The sequence below is a fragment of the Pseudotabrizicola formosa genome (assembly GCF_002900965.1).
GTDB classification, from domain to species: Bacteria; Pseudomonadota; Alphaproteobacteria; order Rhodobacterales; family Rhodobacteraceae; genus Pseudotabrizicola; species Pseudotabrizicola formosa.
In genome coordinates this window covers 330,692-351,905 of record NZ_PJOM01000001.1, presented here as the reverse complement: position 1 = coordinate 351,905, position 21,214 = coordinate 330,692, and the positions used below count along the sequence as shown (strand labels likewise).

The following is a 21,214-nucleotide window of genomic DNA, read 5'->3' as shown; positions in this document are numbered from 1 at the left end:
CAGAGAGCAAATCGCTCTCTGCGCCAAAAGACCAGACTGGCGGAGTTGATGCCGATCGATCCCGAAACCCTGCCCTACCGCCCCTGTGTCGGCGTGATGCTGATCAATGGCGAAGGTCGCATCTGGGCTGGCCAACGCCTCGATACGCCTTCGCCCGCCTGGCAAATGCCACAGGGCGGCATTGATGACGGCGAAGCGCCCGGCGACGCCGCCTTGCGTGAACTGTGGGAAGAGACAGGGGTCACCGCTGATCTGGTCGAGATCATCGACAAGACCAAAGGCTGGGTCACCTATGACCTGCCGCCAGAGCTTCTGGGCAAGGTCTGGAAGGGCAAATTTCGGGGGCAAAAGCAGAAGTGGTTCTTGTTGCGCTACCTCGGCCAGGATGATCAGATCAGCATCGACCGCGAACACCCGGAATTTTCCGCATGGAAATGGATCGGTGCGGCAGAGATGTGCGACGCGATCGTACCTTTCAAGCGTGCGGTCTATGATCAGGTCGTGCAGACCTTCCGCGCGCATCTGGCGGAGTGATCCCGGTCGCGATAGGCTGGATCGATGGGAAAGCGCTACCCTCGGATTTTAAGCATTTGGCACCGGTGCACACCAGCAGACGTTGCGGCCCGCCGTCGGCACCGGTCCACCGCGCAGGCAGAATTTTGCACAGGACCGGGGCGACCTGCACCTTAGCGGGGGGCTCGACGGCACCTGCGATGGCCCCCGCGCTTCGGTCACAAGGGCTGGCCCGAGAGCAGACGCGGCAGATCGCCTGACAGGCCGGCGGCCTGGCGCATGAAGCCGCGCCGCAGGCGCGGCAGCGCGTTTATCGCCCCCATGCCAAAATCGCGCGCTAGCCTGAGCGCCGGATTGTCATTTGAAAACAGCCGGTTGACGCTATCCATTCCTAGCGCCAGCGTGGTGGAATCGAACCGCCGCCAGCGCTGGTAGCGCTCCAACACATCGGCGGCACCGATATCTTCGCCGCGACGGCTTGCATCCACCAGAACTTCCGCCAACGCCGCCACGTCCCGCAACCCAAGGTTCAGGCCCTGCCCGGCAATCGGGTGGACACCATGTGCCGCGTCCCCGACCAACGCCACACGCGGGGCGATGAAACTTTGCGCCAGGCTCAGCGACAGCGGATAGGTGAAGCGCGCGCCTGCAAGCGTGATCTCCCCAAGGAAATCACCAAACCGCGGGCGCAGCACCTCCAGATATTCCGCATCCGAAAGCGCCTGAATGGCGGCGGCGGCGCTGTCGGTCTCGCTCCAGACAATCGACGAATGGTGCCCACCAGGCAACGGCAAAATCGCCAGCGGACCAGCGGGCATGAAGAATTGCTGAGCAATGCCGTGATGGTCTTTCTCATGCCGGATCGCCGTGACCAAGGCCGTCTGGCCGTATCCCCAGCCAACACGGGTGATCCCCGCACGAAGGGCCGTGCCGGACCCGCGCCCGTCGCAGCCGACCAGCAGGCGCGCGGTCAAGGTCTTGCCTGAGGCCAGGGTGACGGTTGCGCCGCTTGGCGTTACCTCCTGCGCCACAACCGTTTCGCCTGACAGCAGGGTCAGGCCGGGGGCGGCATCCATCGCCTGCAGAAAGGCGCGGTACAGATGGCGGTCTTCCAGCATGAACCCCATCGGGCCTTCTTCAATCTCGGCAGAGTCGAAATGCAGGAAGAACGGCGCTGCCCCCCGGCCGGCAAGACCATCAGACGCCTTGATCTGCAGGATCGGCTGCACCTGTCCGGCCACGGCAGGCCAGAGGCCGATGGCACTGAGCAACCGCTTGGACGCAATGGCCAGCGCATAGCTGCGGCCGTCAAAGCCCGCTTCGGCCCGGGCAGGGGCGGGGCGCGCATCCACCACGGTCACGCTCAGCCCGCTTTGTGCCAGCGCGAGCGCCAATGCCGGGCCGTTCAATCCCCCCCCGGCAATCAGGATGTCGCTGTCATATGTCATGCAAGCGACTATGGGGCAAAGATCGGAATTGTCCATGCGCCGCCTTGCCGCTAGCGTTGCGGAAAGACCGGGTGCAGGCAGGGAATGGCATGGCGAAGACGTGGGCGGATATGACGGCGGCAGAGCTGGGTGCGGGAATCGGTGCCGGCCGGATCAACCCGGTCGAGCTGTGCGAGATGCAGCTGGACGTGATTGATCGCCACCCGTTGCGCGACCGGATCTATGCCCGCGTGACACCCGACCGCTGCCGGTCTGAAGCGATGGCAGCAGCGTCCCGCGCCAAGGCCGGATTGAGGCGCGGCGTGCTTGACGGCGTGCCGATCAGCTGGAAAGACCTGTTTGACACGGCAGGCCGCGCCACCGAAGCAGGCTCCGCGCTGCTGCGGGGCCGGATACCCGAGGCTGACGCCGAGGTTCTGCGGATGGCAACGCTGCAAGGTCTGGTCTGCCTTGGAAAAACCCACATGTCGGAACTGGCGTTTTCCGGGCTGGGGCTGAACCCGGTGACGGCCACACCGCCCTGCATCAATGATGAGGCCGCGGTGGCAGGTGGATCATCCTCGGGCGCTGCGGCATCGGTCGCGCATGGTCTGGCCCCGGCAGCTATCGGGTCTGATACCGGCGGATCGGTCCGGATACCGGCGGCCTGGAATGATCTGGTGGGATTGAAGACCACGCATGGGCGGGTGTCCACCAAAGGCGTGGTGCCCCTGGCCGAAATGTTTGACACCGTAGGCCCCCTGGCCCGCACTGTCGAGGATTGTGCCCTGCTGCTGGCCGCGCTCGAGGGCGGGCGGGCGGCCGATCTGGCCGGGGCCAGCCTGTCAGGCATGCGCTTTCTGGTGCTTGAAACGGTGGCCCTGGATGATCTGCGCGCTGCGCCCGCCCGCGGGTTTGACGATGCGCTGACGCGGCTGGCACGGGCAGGCGCGCGGCTAGAGCGGGGTGTTGTGCCGGACCTGACCGAGGCAATGGCGCTGTCGCCGATCCTGTTCACCGCCGAAGCCTATGGTATCTGGAGCAAGGCTATCGAGTCCGCCCCCGACAAGATGTTCCCGCGCATTCTGGAGCGGTTCCGGCTGGGGGCCGGGTTCAGTGCCCCCGATTACGTGGCCGCCTGGCGGCGTTTGCGCATTCTGCGCGGGCACTGGGCGCGGGCGGTGGCGGGGTATGATGCAGTTCTGGTGCCGACCGCGCCGATCCTGCCCCCCGATGCGGCACGGCTGATGACGGATGATGCCTATTACGTGTCTGAAAACCTCTTGGCCCTGCGCAACACGCGGATCGGCAATCTGATGGATGGCTGTGCGCTGACCCTGCCAACATCGGAACCGTCCTGCGGACTCAGCCTGATGGCGGGGCCGATGCAGGAAGAGCGTCTGCTGCGGCTGGGGTCGGCGGCAGAGCGGGCGCTGCGCTAGCGGCAAGCAGCGGGGGAACGGGCGAAAAAGACACAATCCCTTGTGGCTAACCCCAAGGCTTGGCGGCTTTTTCTGGACCCCGCCTGCATCACTGGCTATCGTGCGGAAACACGGGGCGAGACGACCCTGAACATGAGGCAGATATGGCTTTTCCAGAGCGGTTCTCGAACCTGCCGGATTATGCGTTTCCGCGTTTGCGGAAGCTGCTGGACGCGCATGCGCCGGGCGGTCCTGCGGTTCACATGACCATCGGCGAGCCGCGTCATCCGATGCCAGCCTTTGTCGGCCCGCTTCTGGCACAGCATCTGGATGGGTTTGCGGTCTATCCTCCCAATGACGGCACGCCCGAGCTGCTGGCGGCCATCGCAGGATGGGTTCAGCGGCGCTATGGCGTCGCCCTGCCCCATGATCAGATCATGGCGCTGAACGGGACGCGCGAAGGCTTGTTCAACGCGGCCATCGCGCTGTCGCCGGAAACCAAGGGTGGCAAGCGCCCCGTCATTCTGATGCCGAACCCGTTCTATCAGGTCTATGCCGTGGCAGCGCTGACCGTGGGGGCAGAGCCGGTTTATGTGCCGGCCACCGCAGAAACCGGGTTTCTGCCGGATTATGAAGGGCTTCCCGCCGATCTGCTGGACCGGGTGACGGTGGCCTATCTGTGCTCGCCCGCCAATCCCCAGGGGGTTGTGGCCCCGGCCGATTATCTGGCACGGCTGATGGCGCTGGCCGAAAAGCATGATTTCCGGATTCTCGCCGATGAATGCTATTCCGAGATCTGGCGCGATTCGCCGCCGCCCGGCGCGCTGGCCGTGGCGCAGGCCAGTGACACCGACCCCGAGCGTGTGGCGGTGTTCCATTCGCTGTCCAAACGGTCGAACCTGCCTGGGCTGCGATCTGGATTTGTGGCGACGGGGCCGCAAAGCATGGTCCGCATCCGCCAGCTGCGCGCCTTTTCCGGGGCCCCGCTGCCCCTGCCCATCCAGCGCGTGTCCGAGGCCGCGTGGCAAGATGAAGAGCATGTGGCCGAGAGCCTTGCGCTCTATCAGGCCAAGTTCCGCATGGCGGATGAGGTGTTCGCGGGTCTGCACAATCGCGTGGCTCCGGAGGGCGGGTTCTTCCTCTGGCTTCCCGTGACCGACGGCGAGGAGGCCGCCGTGAAACTCTGGCGCGAAACAGGGGTGCGGGTGCTGCCCGGGGCCTATCTGTCGCGCGATGTCGGGGGCGAGAACCCCGGCAAAGCCTATATCCGGGTGGCCTTGGTCGCCCTACAAACAGAATTGCAGCACGGGCTGATCCGCCTTCGTGACTGCCTCTACGATTGAGGACAGGTAAGGTCATGGCATCCATCAACATGCGTCAACGCGACCCGCTTCTGGATCAGGACACCGCCGCCATGCTGGAGCGCCGGGGGCGCGAGCTGATGGGGCTGGGCCTCTTGGCCGGGGCGGTGCTGTTTGCGCTGATGCTGGGCAGCTATTCGCCCGAAGATCCGGGCTGGATGGTGGCGACGGATGAACCTGCCAACAACATGCTGGGCCGGTTCGGTGCGGCGGTCGCGTCCACGCTGATGATCATCGGCGGCAAGGGGGCCTGGATGCTTCCGGTCATCCTTGGCGTCTGGGGGGTGCGGTTTGTCACCCATCGCGGCGCAGACCGGGCGATGGGGCGCATCGTCTTCGCGGTGATCGCGGTGGCCCTGGCCTCGGTGTTCTCGGCAACGCTGGTGCCGGGCGCGGGCTGGCCCCATTCCTTCGGGCTCGGCGGATTGTTTGGTGATACGATCCTGGGCACCCTGCTGGGCGTGGCTCCGGTCAGCGCCGGGGTCGGGCTGACGCTGTTTTCGCTGATCCTTGGCGGGCTGTTGCTGGTGATGGGCCTGTGGGTGACCGGGTTCACGCTTGTCGAACTGGCGGTCATCGCCCGGTTTCTGATGGTCGGGTCGATCTTTGCCTATGATAGCATCATCCATCTGGCCGGGCGCGGCACCAGCCGTGCAGCGCATGCGCTGGCTGAACGCCGGGCCTCTAAAGCTGAAGCGATGATACAGGGCGCGGCCACCCGGTCGCAGGACTGGTATGACACAGAGGCGGACGCGCCTTTGGCGGCACCGTCCCGACCTGGCACCCGCAATGCCGCGATCCATCGGAGCACGGCAGACCTGCCGCAGCCTGGCACAACAGCCGCCGAATGGGGCCGGCCTTCGGCGCTGCGTGGCACCCTGCGCGCCGATCCGCGTTATCCCGAGCCGATGGCAGAAGCGGCATCCTACGCCCCGCCGCGCGAAAAAGCCGGGTTGCTGGCCCGGATGCCCCAGATGATGCGCCGCGCCGCCGAACCGGAGCCGGAACTGGTCGAACCGGAGTTGCCCGCATTTTCGGATGATCAGGCCCCCAATGATGACCGGATCAAGGCGCGGATTTCCGACGCGATCAAATCGCGGATGCGTCACCCCGGCCCGATGCTGAACCCGGTGACCACCGCTGTGCAGGCCCGGCGCGAACCGCCCGTGGCGCGCAGCCTCACCCAGCGGCTGCGCGGGCCGCAACCGCTGATCGCCGATACCCGCCGGGTGCCGCCGGTCGCAGCCTCCGGCCTGCCGCCCGAACCGCCGCTGACCATGGCGCAGGTGCCGCCCGTGCGCTTGGCCGCCGTGCCCCCTGCCCCGCAGCCGGTGGCGCCGCTGCCCCGGACCTATGCGCCCGAGACAGAGGCTGATGAGTACGAAGATCCAGCCAATATCTTTGGCTCCAGGCAAGCGCCGGCCCCGGCTTATGCTGATGAGGATGACACCGACTGGCAGCAGGATGAGGATGACGCCGCCGAATACGGCGCCCCCACCATGGCCTATACCGCCCCGCGCATTCCGGTGGCCGAAGTCCGCAAACCGGTGGTGCAGCATATCGTCAAAAAACCGATGGCCCCGTCGCGGCAGGCCATGGCCGAGAGCCAGCCCCGCCTGCGCTTTGATGAAGCCGTAAGCCAGCCCTATGAACTGCCCCCGCTGTCGCTGCTGTCCAGCCCGTCGACGGTGGAACGCTTTTCTCTGTCGGATGAGGCGCTGGAAGAAAACGCGCGCATGCTGGAATCGGTGCTGGATGATTACGGTGTGAAGGGCGAAATCGTTTCTGTGCGCCCCGGCCCCGTGGTCACCATGTACGAGCTGGAGCCCGCCCCGGGCCTGAAGGCCAGCCGTGTGATCGGGCTTGCCGATGACATTGCGCGCTCCATGTCGGCGCTGAGCGCCCGTGTATCCACGGTGCCGGGCCGGTCGGTGATCGGCATCGAATTGCCCAATGCCACCCGCGAAAAGGTGGTGCTGCGCGAGATCATTGCGGCGCGCGACTTTGGGGATTCAAACATGCGCCTGCCTCTGGCGCTTGGCAAGGACATCGGCGGCGATGCCATTGTGGCCAATCTGGCCAAGATGCCCCACCTGCTGATCGCGGGGACCACCGGTTCGGGGAAGTCGGTGGCGATCAACACCATGATCCTGAGCCTTTTGTACAAGCTTTCCCCGGAAGAATGCCGGTTGATCATGATCGACCCCAAGATGCTGGAACTGTCGGTTTACGATGGCATCCCGCACCTTCTGTCGCCCGTGGTGACAGACCCGAAAAAGGCGGTCGTTGCGCTCAAATGGGTCGTGGGCGAGATGGAAGAGCGCTATCGCAAGATGTCAAAAATGGGCGTGCGCAACATCGAAGGCTTCAACGGGCGGGTGCGGGAAGCGCTGGCCAAGGGCGAGATGTTCAAGCGCACCATCCAGACCGGCTTTGACGAAGACACCGGCGAGCCTGTGTTCGAGACCGAGGAATTTGCGCCCGTCGCCCTGCCCTATATTGTGGTGATCGTCGACGAGATGGCCGATCTGATGATGGTGGCCGGCAAAGAGATTGAAGCCTGCATCCAGCGTCTGGCGCAGATGGCGCGCGCCTCCGGCATCCACCTGATCATGGCAACGCAGCGGCCGTCGGTGGATGTGATCACCGGCACGATCAAGGCCAACTTCCCGACCCGGATTTCGTTTCAGGTCACCAGCAAGATCGACAGCCGCACGATCCTGGGCGAACAGGGGGCTGAACAGCTGCTGGGGATGGGCGACATGCTCTACATGGGCAACGGGGCCAAGATCACCCGGATTCACGGGCCGTTCGTGTCGGATGAGGAAGTCGAAGAGATCGTCAACCACCTGAAATCCTTCGGTCCGCCGGTCTATATGTCCGGTGTGGTTGAAGGGCCCGATGAGGACTCGGCTGGCGATATCGATGTGGTGCTGGGCCTGTCCACCGGCGAAGGCGGCGATGATGCGCTGTATGATCAGGCGGTGGCGATCGTGGCCAAGGACCGCAAATGCTCGACCAGCTATATCCAGCGCAAATTGGGCATCGGCTACAACAAGGCCGCGAAACTGGTGGAGCAGATGGAAGAGCAGATGGTGGTCAGCCCTGCCAACCACGTTGGCAAGCGCGAAATTCTGGTGCCCGAGACCTGAAAGGCTGGCCTCTAGGCTGCTGGAAGCGCGCCCCTCCGGGCGCGTTTTTTCGTCAACGCACCGCGTTCAGCCCGGCATCCTGCAACGTGCAATCGCGGATCACATCGGCCCCGCAGCGGCGCGGTTCCAGATCACGGCTCAGGCAGATCCGCACCTCCTGGATCATGCCGGCGCGGCAGGTCACGGTGACCTGATCGCGGGTCAAGCCCGGATTGGCCTCCAGAAACGCCCCTTCGATCACCGCCGCCGGAACCTTCAGGTCCTTGTTGATCTGTGGAAAGACCGGCGAGATTTTGACCGAGGTGAATGCCTCGCGGGCGAGCGCGTAATAGGCCTTCGCTGACAGGCCCGAGCAGCGGCCGTGCTTCTTCCACTGGTAAAACGCAGCCCCCGCGCCGCCGAACAGATCGGCCATCGCCGCCGTATCGCTGCGCGACGGGTCCGCCGCCCCGGTGCGGCAATAGCTGGGCCAGCCGCGTTCATACTGCGGCCAAAGCCCGTGCAGCACAAAGGTGGTACCGCGCCCGGCGTCACATTGCGGATCGCGGCGCGCATCGCCCGTCAGCGCACACCAGTTTGCCGACCAGGACAGGGCCATGACGTAATAGTCAAACTCACCTGCGCGTTCTCCCTCGGCGCGCAAGGTGGTGGAACCTGCGCAGATCAGCGCCACCGCGAGCCAGAGGCTTTTCATTTTCGCTTCCCCTCTCCGTCAAAACCGCCTATATGACCCATGAATTCCCCGACATCGTGGAAATCGCAGGCAAAGCGCCTGCAGCCGTTTTCCCGGCACGGGACAGATTTGTAAAGGAGTTGGGCATGAACAAGCCGCTCATGGCAAAGGCCACCGCCGTCTGGCTCGTGGACAATACCACCTTGTCGTTCAAGCAGGTCGCTGATTTCTGCGGCATGCACGAGTTGGAAGTGCAGGGCATCGCCGATGGGGACGTGGCCCCCGGCGTCAAGGGCTTTGACCCGGTCGCCAACAACCAACTGGACGCGGGCGAGATTGAAAAGGGTCAGAAAGACCCGCTGTACAAGCTCAAGCTCAAGTTCAACGCGGCCGCCGTCGGCGAAGAAAAACGCCGGGGCCCGCGCTATACCCCCCTCTCCAAGCGCCAGGACCGCCCGGCAGCCATTCTGTGGCTGGTGAAGTTCCACCCGGAACTGTCGGATGGGGCCATCGGCAAGCTGGTGGGCACCACCAAGCCGACGATTCAGGCGATCCGCGAGCGGACGCATTGGAACATCAACAACATTGCACCGGTGGACCCGGTGGCGCTGGGTCTGTGCAAACAGTCGGAACTGGACACCGCCGTTCAGGCCGCCGTGCGCCGCCGTGCCGCCGAAGGCGTGGTGATGAGCGATGACGAACGCCGCAAGCTGGTGTCGACCGAACAATCCCTCGGAATGTCGGCAGAGCCGAAGATGCCGTCGGGGCTCGAGGCCTTTACCCGCCCCGAAAAGGAAGAAAAGCCAGCCGATTTCTCGGATGCGGAAAGCTTCTTCAACCTGCCGCAGCAGGATGACGACGAAGACGAGGATGACGACGAACCCCGCCGCTGAGCAGGCGAACCGCTATATTTCTTCGCAAGGCACCCCTCCGGGGTGCCTTTGTGTTTTGTATCCCCGCCAAGCCCCCGGGCCTTCACACCTTGCGGCGGGCGCGCAGAGCGGCACCAATGGTGCCATCATCCAGATAGTCCAACTCGCCCCCCACCGGCACACCCTGCGCAAGGCTGCTGATCTGCACGCCAGTCTGGGCCAGCGCATCGGCGATGTAATGCGCGGTGGTCTGGCCATCGACGGTGGCATTGAGCGCAAGGATCACTTCGGACACCGCCTCACCCCGGACCCGCTCGGCCAGATCCGGGATGCGCAGATCCTCGGGGCCAATGGCATCCAGCGCAGAAAGCGTGCCACCAAGCACATGATAGCGCCCCTTGAACGCGCCGCCCCGCTCCATCGCCCACAGGTCGGCAACGGTTTCCACCACACAGATTTCCCCGGTCGCGCGGCGCGGGTCATCGCAGATCGGGCACAGATCGGTGGTGCCGATATTGCCACAGACCCGGCAATCCTGCGCGGTCAGCGCCACCGTCGCCATCACCTGCGCCAATGGGGCCAGCACCGCGTCGCGCCGCTTGAGCAGATGCAGCACTGCCCGACGGGCCGAGCGCGGCCCAAGCCCCGGCAGCCGCGCCATCAGCGCGATCAGGGCGTCAATGTCGCGCGGTGGGCCTGACATGGGTTCAGAACGGCAATTGCATGCCAGGGGGCAGACCCAGCCCTTCGGTCAGCTTGGCCAGTTCCGCCCGGCTGCGCTCTGCCGCCTTGCCCTGCGCGTCCTTGATGGCGGCAAGGATCAGATCCTCGACCACTTCCTTTTCCGAGGCGACAAAGATCGACGGATCAATCTCCAGCCCGGTCAACTCGCCCTTGGCGGTCGCGCGCGCGCGCACCAGACCGGCACCCGATTCACCGATCACCACGATGCGGGACAGTTCCTCCTGCATCTCGGCCATCTTGGTTTGCATTTCCTGCGCTTTTTTCATCATCCCGGCCATATCGCCAAGACCGCCCAAACCCTTCAGCATCGCATCGTCCTTTCAACTATCCTCGAACGGATCCCATTCGTCTTCGACTTCCGGCAGCGCCTCAGCGGCGGCGGCCTGCACCAACTCCTCTGCCGATCGTATGCCGGCAATCTTTGCCCCGGGAAAGGCCAGCATCACCGCCTGTACCAATGGGGTCTGCATCACCTCGGCCTCGGCCTGCACGCGGGTGGCATCACGGGCCTCGGCAATGGTGGGCTGGCCACCACCCGACACCACCGACACGCCCCAACGCTGTCCGGTAAAAGCCTGCAAGCGCTGACCCAACCTTGCGGCAAGGTCAGCCCCGGCCTTGGGCGAGGGCTCAAATTCGATCCGGCCCGGGGCGTAGCGCACAAGGCGCACGCCCTCCTCCACCTCATAGAGCAGCTTCATGTCGCGCCGTTCGCGGATCAGGGCCACGACCGCATCAAAGCTCTGGTAAACCACCTGTTCGGCGGCAAGCGCCATCGCCTGCCCGGCCCCATTCATCGACGGCCCACGCATCGGGGCCGAGGGCGCACGCGTCATGGCCCCGTGCACAGAACCGCCCCCCGCAGGCGCGCCGCCCGCAACCGGCCCGGCCGGCCCCGCCCCTTGCGCGGCCTGCAACCGGCGGAGCAGGGTTTCAGGATCTGGCAGGTCGGCCACATGGGTCAGGCGGATGATCGCCATTTCCGCGGCCATCATGGCATTGGGGGCCAGCCCCACCTCTTCAATCGCTTTCAGCAGCATCTGCCACATCCGGCTGAGCGACCGCATCGGCAGGCGCTGCGCCATATCAAGGCCGCGCGCGCGTTCATCTGGCGGCGTGGTCGGATCATCCGCCGCTTCCGGCGTGATCTTGATCACGCTAACCCAATGCGTGATCTCGGCCAGATCGCGCAGAATGGCCATCGGATCGGCCCCGTCGGCATATTGCCCAGCCACTTCGGTCAACGCCGCGGCCGCATCGCCCTTCATGATCAGGTCGAACAGATCCAGCACCCGGCCCCGATCTGCCAGACCCAGCATCGCCCGCACCTGCAGCGCAGTGGTCTCGCCCGCGCCATGGGCAATCGCCTGATCCATCAGGCTCATGGCATCGCGGACCGAGCCTTCTGCGGCACGCGTGATGAGCGCCATCGCATCGGGTGCCAAGGACGCGCCCTCCAGCCCGGCAATGCGGCCCAGATGTGCCATCATCACCTCGGGCTCAATCCGTTTCAGGTCAAACCGCTGGCAGCGCGACAGCACGGTCACCGGCACCTTGCGGATCTCGGTCGTGGCAAAGATGAACTTCACATGGGCGGGCGGCTCCTCCAGCGTCTTCAACAGCGCGTTGAAGGCAGAGGTCGACAGCATGTGAACTTCGTCGATGATATAGATCTTGTAGCGCGCCGAGGCCGCCCGGTAATGCACCGAATCGATGATCTCGCGGATGTCGCCCACGCCGGTGCGGCTGGCGGCGTCCATTTCCATCACATCGACATGGCGGCCTTCGGCAATCGCGCGGCAGGGCTCGCAGACGCCGCACGGCTCGGTTGTCGGCCCACCGCTGCCATCGGGCCCCACGCAGTTCAGCCCCTTGGCGATGATCCGCGCCGTGGTGGTCTTGCCCACCCCACGCACCCCGGTCATCACAAAGGCATGCGCGATCCGGTCGGCGGCAAAGGCGTTTTTCAGCGTACGCACCATGGCCTCCTGCCCGATCAGATCGGCAAAGGTGGCGGGCCGGTATTTCCGTGCCAGAACCTGATAGGATTTCGCGGGACTGTCGGACATACTGCCTTCCGGGGTTGCGTCGCCCCAACCTAGGCGCTGCCGCGCCCTTCGTCCACCCGAAGGCAGAATGATGACCCTTGAGATTGCAGAAATTCCCGCCCTTGGCGGCAGCCTCGCTCTCTGCCCGATGCCTGGGCGGACCGGGGATTATGGCCAAGACCTGAAAACGCTGCTGGCCTGGCGTCCCACGCTCGTCCTGACCATGACTTCAAGGCTGGAACTGGCAACCAAGGGCGCGGGTCGCCTGCCTGCCGACCTTGCAGCGGCTGGCATCGCATGGGTGCATCTGCCGGTCCCGGATTTCGGCACGCCGAAGGCAGACACGGCCGCGCTCTGGCCCGAAACCTCGGCGCGCGCCCGCGCGATCCTGGAAGAGGGCGGCAGAGTGCTTGCCCATTGCATGGGCGGGTGTGGCCGGTCCGGCATGGCGGTGCTGCGCCTGCTGACCGACGCGGGCGAAGAGGCCGACACTGCCCTCACCCGACTGCGCGCCGTCCGCCCCTGCGCGGTGGAAACCAAGGCGCAACAGCGTTGGGCCAGCTCCCGCTAAGCCTTATTATCTGTTCCTAAATATCCCCGCCGGAGGCTCCCGCAGCCGGCCACCAGCGCCTCAGGCCCGGTGATAGGGCGCACCCGCAAGGATAGACGCCGCCCGGTACAGCTGTTCGCACAGCATCACCCGCACCAGCATATGCGGCCAGACCATCTTGCCAAAACTGACCGAGGCATCCGCCCGCGCCCGCAACCCGGGATCAATGCCATCCGCGCCGCCGATCACAAAGGCCAGATCCTGCCGCCCGCTGTCACGCCAGCGCACCAGCATCGCGGCAAACTCGGGGCTGCTGACCAACGCGCCGCGTTCATCCATGCTGACGATCAAAGCACCTGCGGGAATCGCGCGCGCCAGCAGGTCGGCTTCCGCCGCCATGCCGCCGCCGCGCTTGTCCTCAACCTCGTGCTCGGTCAGCGGCCCAAGCGAGAGCGCCCGGCCAGAGCGGTCGAAGCGCGTCACATAATCGTCGATCAACTCGCGCTCAGGCCCGGTTCGCAGCCGGCCCACCGCGCACAGGTGCACGCGCATGGCGTCAGACGACCGACCCGCGCAGCGCGTCGCCCGATGGCAGCCACATCTTTTCCAGCTGATAGAACTCGCGCACTTCCGGGCGGAAGACATGGACGATCACATCGCCGGTGTCGATCAGCACCCAGTCGCCAGTTTCCTTGCCTTCCATCTTGCTGACAATGCCAAAGCCTTGCTTGACACGGTCGGCCAGCTTTTCCGAAATCGCCGCCACCTGACGCGACGACCGGCCCGAGCAGATCACCATGTAATCGGCCACGTCCGACCGGCCACGCAGGTCGATCTGCACGATACCTTCGGCCTTGTCGTCATCGACCGAGGCCAGCACTGCTTCTAGCAGCTGTTCCGGGGTGTAATCCGGGCCGCTTGCGCGGTTTGCCCGGGGTCCGACCGGAAGCCCGGTCGCAGGATCTGAGTGAGACAGGACATCGTCCTCCATCTGACGCGCCGATCCACCCCCGGCGCCGGGACAACCCCAAGGTAGCACCCTTGCGGCACAACCTCAACAAATCGGGGCAAGCCGGGGGCCATAGCGCCGATTCCCAGTGTACGCAAGCGCAGACGGTCATCGAACCTTGCCTGACACGGCGTTTCGGCGTATCAAGCGCGTCATGACCGGGTTCATCTATTTCAACATCACCGACCATGCGCGGCTTCCGGCCCGCTTTTTCGGCATGACGCGCAGCGTGCTCGCGCGCCTTTGATGCTTGCTGCGCGCCCCTTTGGCGCGGCCCCCGCCCCTTGAAAAGCCATCCCAGCATAAGGTGAGAGCCATGACCGCTCCGCGTACACTCTACGATAAAATCTGGGACGACCATGTCGTCCATCAGGCCGAAGACGGCACCTGCCTTTTGTACATCGACCGCCATCTGGTGCATGAAGTCACCAGCCCACAGGCGTTTGAAGGGCTGCGCATGACCGGCCGCAGCGTGCGCGCGCCGGAAAAGACCATCGCCGTACCTGATCACAACGTGCCCACCACGCTGGACCGCGCCAATGCCGCGACCATGACCGAAGACAGCCGGATTCAGGTCGAGGCACTCGACAAGAACGCCAAGGACTTCGGGATCAACTACTATCCGGTGTCCGATGTGCGTCAGGGCATCGTGCATATCGTCGGCCCGGAGCAGGGCTGGACCCTGCCCGGCATGACCGTGGTCTGCGGCGATTCGCACACCGCGACGCATGGGGCCTTCGGGTCGCTGGCGCATGGCATCGGCACGTCCGAGGTGGAACATGTGCTGGCCACCCAGACGCTGATCCAGCGCAAGGGCAAGAACATGAAGGTGGAGATCACCGGCAGTCTGCGCCCCGGCGTGACCGCCAAGGACATCACCCTGTCCGTGATCGGCGAAACCGGCACCGCGGGCGGCACTGGCTATGTCATCGAATATTGCGGGCAGGCCATTCGCGAACTGTCGATGGAAGGCCGGATGACCGTCTGCAACATGGCGATCGAGGGCGGTGCCCGCGCCGGTCTGATCGCACCCGATGAAAAGACCTTCGCCTATTGCATGGGCCGCCCACATGCGCCCAAAGGCGCCAAGTGGGAGGCAGCGGTTGCCTATTGGAAGACCCTGTTTTCCGACGAAGGCGCACATTGGGACAAGGTGGTCACACTGCGCGGTGAGGATATCGCCCCGGTGGTGACATGGGGCACCAGCCCCGAGGATGTGCTGCCGATCACCGGCACCGTGCCAGCGGCCACCGACTTCACCGGCGGCAAGGTCGAGGCGGCACAACGCAGCCTTGATTACATGGGCCTGACTCCGGGCCAGAAGCTGACCGATATCGCCATCGACACCGTCTTCATCGGGTCCTGCACCAACGGCCGGATCGAGGATCTGCGGGCGGCGGCAGCGATCCTGAAGGGCAAGAAGATTGCGGTGAAACGCGCAATGGTGGTGCCAGGATCGGGCCTTGTGCGCGCGCAGGCAGAGGAAGAGGGTCTGGCGCAGATCTTCATCGATGCGGGCTTTGAATGGCGTCTGGCAGGCTGCTCGATGTGTCTGGCGATGAACCCCGATCAGCTGACCCCGGGCGAACGCTGCGCCGCCACCAGCAACCGCAACTTTGAAGGGCGTCAGGGCCGGGGCGGTCGCACCCACCTGATGTCGCCCGCAATGGCGGCAGCGGCGGCGATCACCGGGCACCTTACCGATGTGCGCGAGATGATGGCGGAGACTGTCTGACCGCGGCAAAGACAACCGCGCTGCACTAGCGGCGGCGCGGTCCCCTTCGCAGAAGCAAGACCAGCGCGTTCAGCGTGATCATGACCAGTCCCGTCAGCTCGAAGATCACGTTGAACCGCACATCCCTGACCCGCAGAGTGATGATCTCGTCAAAATGATGAAACCCGACCGCCCTGAACGCGACATACCCTGCCACAACGATCAGGCCCAGCAGGGCCAGACCGTTGCGCCGCAGGTCACGCCGCATCAGGTACAGGCCTGCGGTCAGGACCATCAGAATGGCCAGCAGCAGCGCCCCGATCACCCCGCGCTGCACGCTGCGGCGATTTTCGTACCAGCCCTGTTGTTGCGCAAGGCAGCGCCCAATCGCGGTCAAACCAGATTGCAGGTCGAGTTGCTTGTTTATCGCCAGAAAGACCATGGTAAGGCACAGCACCGTCCAGAACAGCTGTGCGCGGCGCGATCCACCCCGGCGGCGGATCACGACGCACAAGGCCAGCAGCGCGCACACACCGTAGACCGCCACCGTGAGCCAACCCCACAAGGTCGGGTCGCCAATGGTGGGCGACCATCGGGTGGAGACGCAGAGGCGCAGAAGCGGGACGTCGATGGTCTGAAACATAATGGAATTGCGATCCGTCCGGGTCGCGCAATCTTAACAGCGTCAGCAGCTTAGCCAAGCCCTGCCCGCAGCCAGCATCAAGGACGACCCCATGGACAAGTTCACCACCCTGACCGGCATCGCAGCCCCCATGCCGCTGGTCAACATCGACACCGACATGATCATTCCCAAACAGTTTCTGAAAACGATCCAGCGCTCCGGCCTTGGCAAGAACCTGTTTGACGAGATGCGCTATACGCAGGACGGGGCCGAAATTCCGGATTTCGTGCTGAACCAGCCTGCTTATCGCAAGGCCGAGATCATCATCGCCGGCGACAATTTCGGCTGCGGGTCCTCGCGCGAACATGCGCCTTGGGCGCTTTTGGATTTTGGCATCCGCTGCGTGATTTCCACCAGCTTTGCCGATATCTTTTACAACAACTGTTTCAAGAATGGCATTCTGCCGATCGTGCTGCCGCAAGATGTGGTCGATGTGCTGATGGCCGATGCGCGCAAGGGTGCGAACGCCCGGATGACTGTTGACCTGCAGGCCCAGACCGTCACCACCTCGGATGGCCAGAGATTTGGCTTTGACGTCGACAGCCACCGCAAGCATTGCCTGCTGAACGGGTTGGACGATATCGGCCTGACATTGGAGAAGGCCGCGGCGATTGACAGCTTCGAGGCCAAGACCGCCGCTCTGCGGCCTTGGGCCTGAAAACCCTTGATCCACAACATCTTGGGCCGCCCCACCGGGCGGCCCTTTTGTTTTCGCGGTCTTGATGCAATCGGGCGACACATTGGCCGCGAATGTGCCACAATATTTCATCAAACAGATGCCGACGATTGCGGGCCGCTGGGAAAGAAGGCACAAATTGGGCGAGATAAAGGCTGCCCGTCAACAATGGCGGGAAATCTTCGGAACAAGGTCCCGGCACCGTATCGGGTCCGACCGGGTGGAAGGTGACAACGACGTGGTCTCGCGATTCTCGGGCGCTTTCTTGCGGGCGGTTCTGGTCATCCTTGTGGTGATTACCCCCTCTGTGATCCTGACCGATGTGTCCAGTGACGCCAAGCAGATGGCGGCACTGGTGGCCCTGTTTGCCGGATTGCTGACCTTTGTCGAATACAACACCGAAGCCCCCAGCCTGATCGAATTCCGCGATGCGCCACCTTTCAACCGGGTTCGGGTCAGCATGCTGTTTCTGACCGTGTTGTGCCTGTCGGTGATGGAAAGCGGCCGGGCAGAGACCAGCAGCCTGAGCGCACTGATGCAGGCCGTTGGCCAACTGGTCGGGCAATCGCTGGATTTCCCCTACTCGCCGGTGCGGCTTGCCAAGCTGATGCTCGCGGAAACCGCGACCACAGGACAGGTACAGTCGGTGCGCAATGCGGCGGGCGTGGCATATCTTACCTCGTTGATCTCACTTGCCGCTTTCGTCATCGCGCTGAAAATCGGCGGCTGGCCGATGCGGGACCGCATGTTCAATGTCTGGATCAACCTGCCCACGTTTGACCCGACGGCCGGCGATCTGGTCGAACGGTTGGAGCGGGATGCGCGGGTGAACATCATCCTCGGGTTTCTTCTGCCCTTCATCATCCCCTTTATCGTCAGCCTGTCGTCATCCGGCGTTGATCCGGATAGCATGACCGCGTCGCAAACCCTGATCTGGACAATGACAGCATGGGCGTTTCTTCCGGCAAGCCTGTTCATGCGTGGAATCGCCATGGGGCGCATTGCCGATATGGTTCGCGATGTGCGCCGCGCCCAGGGCGCAAGCGACAGATCGGCCATGGCGCGGGCGTCGCGGGCCTTCTGATCGTCCTTCTTCTGCTTGGCCTTCCCGCCAGGGCCGAGGTTTTGCGACTGGCATTCTGGAACAGTGATCTGAACCGCGCCGGCCCTGGCCTGCTGCTGCGCGATCTGCTGCAGGGAACATCCGCAGATCTGGCGGGTGCCGTCGCGACGATTGATGCCCTGCGCGCAGATGTGCTGGTGCTGTCGGGGGTTGATTATGACGCGGGCGGGATGGCGCTCGATGCGCTGAACGCCGCCCTCCAGCAACCCTATCCCCACCGCGCGGCCCTGCGCCCCAACACCGGCCTTCCCAGCGGCTTTGACCTTGATGGCAACGGGCGCACGGAGGAGGCCCGCGATGCGATCGGCTTTGGCCGGTACCCGGGTGAAGGCGGCATGGCAATCCTGTCACGGCTGCCGCTGGATGCCGCGCAAAGCACCGATCACTCCTTGTTTCTCTGGCACGATCTGCCGGGGGCCGACCTGCCCCCCCTACCCGCCGGCGCGGCGGACGTGCTGCGGCTCTCGACGACCGGGCATCACGATACCGCCCTTGTATTGCCCGATGGGCGACGGCTGCACCTTCTGACCTGGCACGCCACCCCCCCGGCCTTTGAAGGGCCAGAGCGTCGCAACACCCGGCGCAACCATGATGAAACCGCGTTCTGGCTGCATCTGTTGAACAGCCCGCAGGCCCCGCAACCCCCCTTCGTGCTGCTTGGGCAGGCCAATGCAGACCCGGACAAGGGCGCTGGCAACCCGGCCGCGATCCGGGCGCTGCTGGCCGATCCGCGGCTGCAGGATGTGCTGCCGGGTGACACAGTTGATTATGGTGGCACGTTGGGGCGACTGCGGGTCAGCTATATCCTGCCTTCCGCCGGCATCACAGTGCTGGGGGCCGGGGTTGCTCCGGCCCCGGCAGGTGCCAGGCATCACCCGATCTGGGTGGAAATCGCACCCTGACCCCTTGCATGGCCCAAGGACCGCTTGACCCTGTGCACCCCATTGGCTACGCCGCAGGCAACCCAAAGACAGGAGCCTTTTGCGATGGCCAACCCTTCCCTTCTCATCCTCGCCGGTGACGGCATCGGCCCCGAAGTCATGGCCGAAGTGAAGAAAATCATCGATTGGATGCGCGCCAGGCGCGGCGTCACCTTTGATGTGACCGAAGATCTGGTCGGCGGCTGCGCCTATGACAAGCATGGCGTGCCGCTGCACGACGACACCATGGCAAAGGCACAGGAAGTGGATGCCGTGCTCTTGGGCGCGGTTGGCGGCCCGAAGTATGACTCCCTCGATTTCAGCGTGAAGCCGGAGCGTGGCCTGCTGCGCCTGCGCAAGGAGATGGACCTGTTTTCCAACCTGCGCCCGGCGCAATGCTTTGATGCGCTGGCCGATTTCTCTTCGCTCAAGAAAGAGGTCGTCGCCGGTCTGGACATCGTGATCGTCCGCGAACTCACCAGCGGGGTCTATTTCGGCGAACCGCGCGGGATCTTTGTCGAAGGCAATGAACGCGTGGGCATCAACACCCAGCGCTACACCGAATCGGAAATTGCCCGCGTGGCGCGGTCTGCCTTCGAACTGGCACGCAAGCGCGGCAACAAGGTCTGCTCGATGGAGAAGGCCAATGTGATGGAATCCGGCATCCTGTGGCGCGATGTGGTGCAGGAAATCCATGACAAGGAATATCCTGATGTGCAGCTGTCGCACATGTATGCCGACGCCGGCGCCATGCAGCTGACCCGCTGGCCCAAGCAGTTCGACGTGATCGTGACCGACAACCTGTTCGGCGACCTGCTGTCGGACCTGGCCGCCATGCTGACCGGCAGCCTTGGCATGCTGCCATCGGCCAGCCTTGGCGCGCCGATGGCCAATGGCCGCCCCAAAGCGTTGTATGAACCCGTGCATGGCTCTGCCCCCGACATCGCGGGCACGGGCAAGGCAAACCCCATCGCCTGCATCCTGTCTTTCGCCATGGCGCTGCGCTATTCCTTCGACATGGGCGAGGATGCGGCGCGCGTCGAGGCTGCGGTGGAAAAGGTGCTGGCCGACGGCCTGCGCACGGCCGATCTGATGGGTCCTGAAGGCGGCACCCCCGTCAGCACCACCCAGATGGGAGATGCGATTGTGGCTGCGCTCGACGCCGGCCTCTGATCGAAGGGTGACAGATTGCGCAAAGGCCCGCCACATGGCGGGCCTTTGTCGTTTTATCCGTCGGAAAGCGTTGAGCCTTGCCGCGCTTTCTGCACATATTGATAGCGCAAACAGGATTGGCGCTTTGGCCGCCTGCTGCCAAAGGGAGACAGCATGGGACATAATCTGAAAGGCGCGCTTTATGCGCTGCTCGCCTTTGCGATCTATGCCACCCATGATGTCGTCATCAAGTTTCTGGGCGAAAGCTATAATTCGTTCCAGATCATCTTCTTTTCCGGCCTGATGGGCTTTCCGCTGATCTCCTTCATGCTGATGAGCGACCGGACCGATGGCAACCTCATTCCACGCCACCCGTGGTGGTCCCTGCTGCGCTCGCTGACGGCGGTATCGACCGGGGCGGCGGCGTTTTACGCCTTCACCGTGCTGCCGCTGGCGCAGACCTATGCGATCCTTTTCGCCATGCCGCTGCTGATCACCGTTTTGGCGATCCCGATGCTGGGTGAAAAGGTGGGCATCCGGCGCGGCATTGCCGTGGTGGTCGGGCTGGTGGGCGTGCTGATCGTGCTGCGACCGGGATCGGCGGATTTGTCCCTTGGCCATCTGGCGGCCCTGTCGGCGGCGCTGACCGGATCTCTGACTTCGGTGATCGTCCGCAAGATCGGGGCCGAGGAACGGTCGGCCGTGCTGATGCTCTATCCGATGGTGGCGACTTTCCTGCTGACCGGGGCGGCAATGCCTTTTGTCTATGTGCCGATGCCGCTGGAACATCTGGCGCTGACCGGGGTGATCGCCGGATTGGCCTTTGTGGCCGCCTTGCTGTCGATCATGGCCTACCGCACCGCCCCCGCCATCATCGTGGCCCCTATGCAATATTCACAAATCATCTGGGCGGTGATCTTCGGTGCCTTGCTGTTTGAGGAACAGGCCGATTTCTACACCCTGATCGGGACCGGGGTGATCATCGCCTCGGGAATCTACATTGTCATGCGCGAAGGCACCGGCAGCGTGTCGAAGAACAGCCCGGTGCTGTCGAACAAATCGCGGCCAGAAACCGGGCTGATGCCGCGCATCAGCCTGCTCTTGAAACGCGGCGAGCGCCGGCGCGGGACATGACCCGCAGACCCCTCTTGCAAAGCGCCATGAGAGGGTTTAGAGC

Annotated in this window: 20 protein-coding genes; 12 read left to right on the top strand and 8 right to left on the bottom strand. The window is 64.3% G+C overall.

Annotated features, from left to right (window positions below; genetic code table 11):
- Positions 1–48 precede the first annotated feature (48 nt).
- On the top strand, positions 49–534 hold the full coding sequence (locus CXR43_RS01780) for an RNA pyrophosphohydrolase (protein ID WP_103332324.1): 486 nt from the start codon (positions 49–51) through the stop codon (positions 532–534).
- A gap of 197 nt (positions 535–731) precedes the next feature.
- Here the strand turns inward: CXR43_RS01780 and CXR43_RS01775 are convergent, their stop codons facing one another.
- Positions 732–1,961 carry an FAD-dependent monooxygenase gene (locus tag CXR43_RS01775; RefSeq protein WP_103332323.1) on the bottom strand — a complete coding sequence of 410 codons (1,230 nt, stop codon included), beginning with the start codon at positions 1,959–1,961 and terminating at the stop codon, positions 732–734.
- 89 nt (positions 1,962–2,050) lie between these two features.
- On the opposite strand from CXR43_RS01775, the gene CXR43_RS01770 reads away from it, so the two are divergent.
- The 3 genes from CXR43_RS01770 to CXR43_RS01760 all read left to right on the top strand — a co-directional run bounded on the left by CXR43_RS01770 (position 2,051) and on the right by CXR43_RS01760 (position 7,874).
- Positions 2,051–3,382 (top strand): amidase, encoded by a 1,332-nt coding sequence (locus CXR43_RS01770; RefSeq protein ID WP_103332759.1) that lies wholly within the window; start codon positions 2,051–2,053, stop codon positions 3,380–3,382.
- 143 nt (positions 3,383–3,525) lie between these two features.
- Positions 3,526–4,704 (top strand): aminotransferase class I/II-fold pyridoxal phosphate-dependent enzyme, encoded by a 1,179-nt coding sequence (locus tag CXR43_RS01765; RefSeq protein WP_103332322.1) that lies wholly within the window; start codon positions 3,526–3,528, stop codon positions 4,702–4,704.
- 14 nt (positions 4,705–4,718) lie between these two features.
- The gene (locus tag CXR43_RS01760) at positions 4,719–7,874 is read left to right on the top strand and encodes a DNA translocase FtsK (protein WP_103332321.1); all 3,156 of its coding nucleotides are present in this window, start codon (positions 4,719–4,721) and stop codon (positions 7,872–7,874) included.
- Between the two features lie 52 nt (positions 7,875–7,926).
- On the opposite strand, the gene CXR43_RS01755 is transcribed toward CXR43_RS01760, so the two are convergent.
- The gene (locus tag CXR43_RS01755; RefSeq protein ID WP_103332320.1) at positions 7,927–8,568 is read right to left on the bottom strand and encodes a ribonuclease T2 family protein; all 642 of its coding nucleotides are present in this window, start codon (positions 8,566–8,568) and stop codon (positions 7,927–7,929) included.
- A gap of 125 nt (positions 8,569–8,693) precedes the next feature.
- On the opposite strand from CXR43_RS01755, the gene CXR43_RS01750 reads away from it, so the two are divergent.
- The gene (locus CXR43_RS01750; RefSeq protein ID WP_103332758.1) at positions 8,694–9,440 is read left to right on the top strand and encodes a DUF1013 domain-containing protein; all 747 of its coding nucleotides are present in this window, start codon (positions 8,694–8,696) and stop codon (positions 9,438–9,440) included.
- An 82-nt stretch (positions 9,441–9,522) separates the two neighbouring features.
- Here CXR43_RS01750 and recR read toward each other — a convergent pair whose 3' ends face one another.
- The 3 genes from recR to CXR43_RS01735 are packed head-to-tail and all read right to left on the bottom strand — an operon-like array spanning position 9,523 to position 12,232.
- Positions 9,523–10,122, bottom strand: coding sequence for a recombination mediator RecR (gene recR, locus CXR43_RS01745; protein ID WP_103332319.1), 600 nt, complete (start codon positions 10,120–10,122; stop codon positions 9,523–9,525).
- A gap of 4 nt (positions 10,123–10,126) precedes the next feature.
- Positions 10,127–10,471, bottom strand: a complete 345-nt coding sequence (locus tag CXR43_RS01740; protein WP_103332318.1) for a YbaB/EbfC family nucleoid-associated protein — start codon at positions 10,469–10,471, stop codon at positions 10,127–10,129.
- Between the two features lie 12 nt (positions 10,472–10,483).
- Positions 10,484–12,232: a DNA polymerase III subunit gamma/tau gene (locus CXR43_RS01735; RefSeq protein WP_103332317.1), complete on the bottom strand. Its 1,749-nt coding sequence runs from the start codon at positions 12,230–12,232 to the stop codon at positions 10,484–10,486.
- A gap of 70 nt (positions 12,233–12,302) precedes the next feature.
- Here CXR43_RS01735 and CXR43_RS01730 point away from each other — a divergent pair, with 70 nt between their 5' ends.
- Entirely contained in the window at positions 12,303–12,782 is a 480-nt protein-coding gene (locus CXR43_RS01730; protein WP_354000998.1) for a phosphatase domain-containing putative toxin, read from the top strand.
- A 60-nt stretch (positions 12,783–12,842) separates the two neighbouring features.
- Here CXR43_RS01730 and rlmH read toward each other — a convergent pair whose 3' ends face one another.
- Together rlmH and rsfS are read right to left on the bottom strand one after the other, a co-directional pair.
- Positions 12,843–13,313 (bottom strand): 23S rRNA (pseudouridine(1915)-N(3))-methyltransferase RlmH, encoded by a 471-nt coding sequence (rlmH, locus tag CXR43_RS01725; RefSeq protein ID WP_103332315.1) that lies wholly within the window; start codon positions 13,311–13,313, stop codon positions 12,843–12,845.
- Between the two features lie 4 nt (positions 13,314–13,317).
- On the bottom strand, positions 13,318–13,752 hold the full coding sequence (gene rsfS, locus CXR43_RS01720; protein ID WP_246831246.1) for a ribosome silencing factor: 435 nt from the start codon (positions 13,750–13,752) through the stop codon (positions 13,318–13,320).
- A gap of 334 nt (positions 13,753–14,086) precedes the next feature.
- Between rsfS and leuC the strand changes: the two genes are divergently transcribed.
- Entirely contained in the window at positions 14,087–15,505 is a 1,419-nt protein-coding gene (gene leuC / locus CXR43_RS01715; protein WP_103332314.1) for a 3-isopropylmalate dehydratase large subunit, read from the top strand.
- Between the two features lie 25 nt (positions 15,506–15,530).
- On the opposite strand, the gene CXR43_RS01710 is transcribed toward leuC, so the two are convergent.
- On the bottom strand, positions 15,531–16,127 hold the full coding sequence (locus CXR43_RS01710; protein WP_103332313.1) for an isopropylmalate isomerase: 597 nt from the start codon (positions 16,125–16,127) through the stop codon (positions 15,531–15,533).
- A gap of 91 nt (positions 16,128–16,218) precedes the next feature.
- Between CXR43_RS01710 and leuD the strand changes: the two genes are divergently transcribed.
- The 5 genes from leuD to CXR43_RS01685 all read left to right on the top strand — a co-directional run bounded on the left by leuD (position 16,219) and on the right by CXR43_RS01685 (position 21,171).
- Entirely contained in the window at positions 16,219–16,824 is a 606-nt protein-coding gene (gene leuD / locus CXR43_RS01705; RefSeq protein ID WP_103332312.1) for a 3-isopropylmalate dehydratase small subunit, read from the top strand.
- 256 nt (positions 16,825–17,080) lie between these two features.
- On the top strand, positions 17,081–17,926 hold the full coding sequence (locus tag CXR43_RS01700; protein ID WP_103332756.1) for a hypothetical protein: 846 nt from the start codon (positions 17,081–17,083) through the stop codon (positions 17,924–17,926).
- Between the two features lie 41 nt (positions 17,927–17,967).
- On the top strand, positions 17,968–18,867 hold the full coding sequence (locus CXR43_RS01695; protein ID WP_168219707.1) for an endonuclease/exonuclease/phosphatase family protein: 900 nt from the start codon (positions 17,968–17,970) through the stop codon (positions 18,865–18,867).
- A gap of 84 nt (positions 18,868–18,951) precedes the next feature.
- Positions 18,952–20,058 carry a 3-isopropylmalate dehydrogenase gene (leuB, locus tag CXR43_RS01690; protein WP_103332311.1) on the top strand — a complete coding sequence of 369 codons (1,107 nt, stop codon included), beginning with the start codon at positions 18,952–18,954 and terminating at the stop codon, positions 20,056–20,058.
- A gap of 153 nt (positions 20,059–20,211) precedes the next feature.
- Complete coding sequence (locus tag CXR43_RS01685) at positions 20,212–21,171, top strand: DMT family transporter (RefSeq protein WP_103332310.1); 960 nt, start codon at positions 20,212–20,214, stop codon at positions 21,169–21,171.
- The last annotated feature ends 43 nt before the right edge of the window (positions 21,172–21,214 follow it).